General features: G+C 69.2%; 5 protein-coding genes. 3 read left to right on the top strand and 2 right to left on the bottom strand.

The features are described from left to right. Both CGX12_RS18910 and lolE read left to right on the top strand, forming a co-directional pair. Positions 1-286 (top strand): ATP-binding cassette domain-containing protein (locus CGX12_RS18910; protein ID WP_142995712.1); only part of this gene is annotated, 286 nt, incomplete at its 5' end. Then, positions 286-1527: a lipoprotein-releasing ABC transporter permease subunit LolE gene (gene lolE / locus CGX12_RS18905; RefSeq protein WP_094041422.1), complete on the top strand. Its 1242-nt coding sequence runs from the start codon at positions 286-288 to the stop codon at positions 1525-1527. The genes CGX12_RS18910 and lolE, both read left to right, overlap by 1 nt. Before the next feature lie 176 nt (positions 1528-1703). On the opposite strand, the gene CGX12_RS18900 is transcribed toward lolE, so the two are convergent. Together CGX12_RS18900 and CGX12_RS18895 are read right to left on the bottom strand one after the other, a co-directional pair. Continuing rightward, entirely contained in the window at positions 1704-2258 is a 555-nt protein-coding gene (locus CGX12_RS18900) for a DUF2062 domain-containing protein (RefSeq protein WP_232513299.1), read from the bottom strand. After that, entirely contained in the window at positions 2207-2719 is a 513-nt protein-coding gene (locus CGX12_RS18895) for a DUF2062 domain-containing protein (RefSeq protein WP_198401734.1), read from the bottom strand. Before CGX12_RS18895 ends, CGX12_RS18900 begins: the two co-directional genes overlap by 52 nt. Before the next feature lie 27 nt (positions 2720-2746). Between CGX12_RS18895 and CGX12_RS18890 the strand changes: the two genes are divergently transcribed. Next, a partial coding sequence (locus CGX12_RS18890; protein WP_142995711.1) for a ComEC/Rec2 family competence protein occupies positions 2747-3728 on the top strand: 982 nt, incomplete at its 3' end.

The raw sequence follows: 3728 nt of genomic DNA, 5'->3' as shown, positions 1-3728 counted from the left end.
GGGCCTGGGCCACCGGCTGGAGCACAGGCCGTCGGCCCTGTCCGGCGGCGAGCGCCAGCGGGTGGCGATCGCCCGCGCCCTGGTCAACAATCCCCGCCTGGTGCTGGCGGACGAACCCACCGGCAACCTGGACGCCCACAGCGCCGCCGAGGTGTTCGCGCTCTTGGCCGAGCTGCAGAGCGAGCTGGGCACCGGCCTGGTGGTGGTGACCCACGATCTGGCCCTGGCCGCCCGGCTCGACCGCCAGGCCCGGCTGGTGGACGGCCACCTGGAGGAGCAAGGCTGATGTTCCGCCCCTTGAGTGTCTACCTGGGCTGGCGCTTCAGCCGGGCCAAGCGGCGCAACCGCTTTATCTCCTTTATTTCGGTGGCGTCCATCCTCGGCATCGCCATCGGTGTCGGCGCCCTGATCCTGGGGCTGTCGGCCATGAACGGTTTCCAGCGCGAGCTGGAAAACCGCATCCTGTCGGTGCTGCCCCACGGCCAGCTCTACGCCGCCGAGGATCCGGTGCCCCACTGGGGCGAGCTGGTCGCGCAGCTGGAGGCGGCGCCCGGCATCCTGGCGGCGGCGCCCTTCGTGCCGCTCGAGGGCCTGCTCAGCAAGGGCGCCAAGCTCAAGGCGGTGCAGTTGCAGGGGGTGCTGCCGGCGCTGGAAGGACGCATCTCGCGGCTGGAGCCCTATCTCGGCGGCGCCAGCCTGGCGCGGCTCGAGCCGGGCGAGCGGGGCATCATCCTGGGCAAGGCCATCGCCGAGCAACTGGAGCTGGCGGTGGGCGACAGCGTCTCGCTGCTGCTGCCCGCGCCCGGCGCCCAGGGTTTCGGTTCGCCCCGCCGCCACAGCTTCACCCTGGTGGGCATCCTCAGCCTGGGCGGCCAGCTCGACACCGTGCTCGGCTACACCCACCTGGCGGACGCCCAGGCCCTGCGCGAGCTGGACGACGAGGTGATGGGCTTCCACCTGCGGGTGGACCAGGTGCTGGCCGCCGACCAGCTCACCCTGAACGCCGCCATGCCGCTGCCGGCGCCCTTCTACGTGAGCAGCTGGATGAACAGCCAGGGCAATATCTACCGGGACATCCAGCTGGTGCGCACCCTGATGATAGTGGTGCTGCTGCTGGTGATGGCGGTGGCCAGCTTCAATATCGTGTCCACCCTGGTGATGGCGGTCAACGAGAAGAAGGGCGACATCGCCATCCTCAAGACCATGGGCGCCGGCCCCTGGCAGATCCGCGGCGCCTTCGTGGTGCAGGGCATGCTCAACGGCGTGGCCGGGGTGGTGGTGGGCGGCCTGCTCGGCGCCCTGCTGGCGACCCGGCTGTCGGACATGGTGGCCGGCTACGAGCGCCTCACCGGGCACCGGCTGCTCAACCCCGAGGTGTACTTTATCGACTTTATCCCCACCGAGTTCCACTGGGCGGATCTCTGGCTGGTCACCGGCTCGGCCCTGGGGCTTATCTTCGTCGCCACCCTCTACCCCGCCTGGCGCGCCGGCCGGCTGCTGCCGCGGCAACTGCTGGGAGAAGCTTAATTTGGAGCGCAGGCGGCCCGCCTGCCTTCGCGCGTAGCGCGAACCCGTGGGGTGGGAGTAGTAGTTGGAGGGAAGCCCTCGGGCAAGAAGTGGTATGGCGGGTTGGGCCATGCTCTCCACGTCAGCGTGCGGCTTTTATGCGGGCGGGCCGCCCGCGCTCCATGTTGGGCAAGCCCTCACGGTTTCCTATTCACCTTCCGCAGCCACCAGGAGAACAGCACCTTGGCGCGCCAGCCCAGTTGCACCAGCAGCCAGCCGAGCAGGGCCGAGCCCAGGCCCAGCAGCAGGCAGCCGGTGAGCAGGGGCAGGGCGGCGGCGAGGGCCTCTTCTTCCAGCGGGCCGTCGAAGTCCAGCTCAGGGGTGCCCAGCAGGTGGGCGCCCAGGCGGTAGCCCAGGTAGAACATGGGGGCCAGGGTCACCGGGTTGTTGACCCAGACCATGGCGATGGCCAGCGGCATATAGCCCTTGAGCATCAGGGCCAGGGCGATGGCCACCAGGGTGTGCATGGGCAGGGGCAGCCAGGCGGCGAACAGGCCGGCGGCCACCGCCACGGCGGCGGAATGGCGGTTGCAGAACCAGTAGTCGGGCTCGAGCAGGCGCTCGCCGAACAGCCGCAGGGTCCGGTGCTGGCGCAGGGTGGCCTGGTCCGGCATCTTGCGGCGCAGCCACTGGCGCAGCATCAGCGGCTCCGCCGCCTGAGCTTCCAGCGTCGGGACACGGACCAGCGCCACATGGCGTGGATCACCATGTAGCCGGTGGCCGAACTGACCAGCCCCAGCACCAGGCAGCCCAGCAGGAAGGGAGGGGCTGCCGTGGTCATGGCGCTGCTGAGCCAGCTCAGGCTCATCTCGAAGTGCTGGTAGTGGTGGGGCTTGTTCAGCAGGAAGGAGCCCAGCCGGTAGGCGAAGTAGAACATGGGCGGCATGGTCAGCGGATTGGTGAGCCAGACCAGCACCACCGACAGCGGCAGGTTGACCCGGAAGCTCATGGCCAGCACCGCCGCCACCACCATCTGGAAGGGGATGGGCAGCCAGGCGCAGAACAGGCCCACCGCGAAGGCGCCCGCCGCCGAGTGGCGGTTCAGGTGCCAGAGGTTGTTGTCGTGCAGCCGGTGCCCGAGCATGCTCAGGTACTTGTGATTCTTGATGGTGCCCGGATCGGGCATCAGGCGTTTTAACGTCTTTTTTGGCATCTGCTCCGGGTCCGCAATACTTATCGGATGGACAAGCGGCTGTTCTTCTTCTGTGCCGGCGTGTCGAGCCTCCTGCTCTGGCCCTGGTTGCCGGCGTGGGACTGGTGGCTGCCGCTGGCCCTGCTGGGCGTATCGTGCTGGCGCAGCCGGCCGGCAACGGCCTGCTTCCTGTTCGGTATGATCTGGTCTCTGTGCTACAGCCACTGGCAACTGGGCTGGCTGCAGCATCCCGGCCTGTTCCAGCGCAGCCAGATAATGGCGGGTACGGTGGAGGCCGTTCAGCGCCGGGACAAGGGCGCGAGTCGGCTGATTGTCAGTCTGAAAAGTATTGATGGTCAAGTATTTTCCCCCCAACCCCGGGTGCTGCTGTCCTGGTACGGGGAGGGGCCGGCGCCGGCGGAGGGGGATTTCATCCGCTCGGTAAGCCGGCTGCAGCCGCCCCACGGGCTGCACAATCCGGGCGGCTTCGACAGCGCCCGCTGGCTGCTGGGGCAGGGCATCACCGCCCGGGGCTACCTGACCGGCAGCCTCCATCACCAGCCGGCACCGCCTTCCCGCCGGACGCGGTTGCTGGAGGCATTCCGGGATCTCAGCGCGGAACTGCCGAGCCAGCGCTGGCTGCTGGCCCTGAGTTTCGGCGATCGCAGCCAGTTGCAGGCGCAGGACTGGGAAACCCTGCGCGCCCTGGGCGTCAGCCACCTGTTCGCCATCTCCGGGCTGCATATCGGGCTGGTGGCGGGGCTGGGCCTGCTGCTCGGCCGGCTGGGGGGCGGTCGCCTGCCGGGTGCCTTGCTGGCGGCCGGCCTGGCCCTGGGCTATGCCTGGCTGGCCGGCTTTTCGCTGCCGACCCAGCGGGCGCTGCTGATGTTGCTGCTGTGGCTGGCGCTGACCGGCTGGGGCCGCTTCTGGAGCGGGCGGCGCATCCTGCTGGTGACCATGGCGCTGCTGCTGGCCGGCATGCCCTGGCTGGCGCTCAACCAGGGCTTCTGGCTGTCGGTACTGGCGGTGG

The organism is Zobellella denitrificans, assembly GCF_002237365.1.
Taxonomy (GTDB): Bacteria; Pseudomonadota; Gammaproteobacteria; order Enterobacterales; family Aeromonadaceae; genus Oceanimonas; species Oceanimonas denitrificans.
Note: the sequence above shows the minus strand (reverse complement) of the source record. Positions and strands in the feature narration are given on the sequence as shown.

Coding starts and splice junctions, on each gene's coding strand:
- lolE (WP_094041422.1), top strand. CDS start 286: ATGTTCCGCCCCTTGAGTGTCTACCTGGGCTGGCGCTTCAGCCGGGCC.
- CGX12_RS18895 (WP_198401734.1), bottom strand. CDS start 2,719: ATGCCAAAAAAGACGTTAAAACGCCTGATGCCCGATCCGGGCACCATC.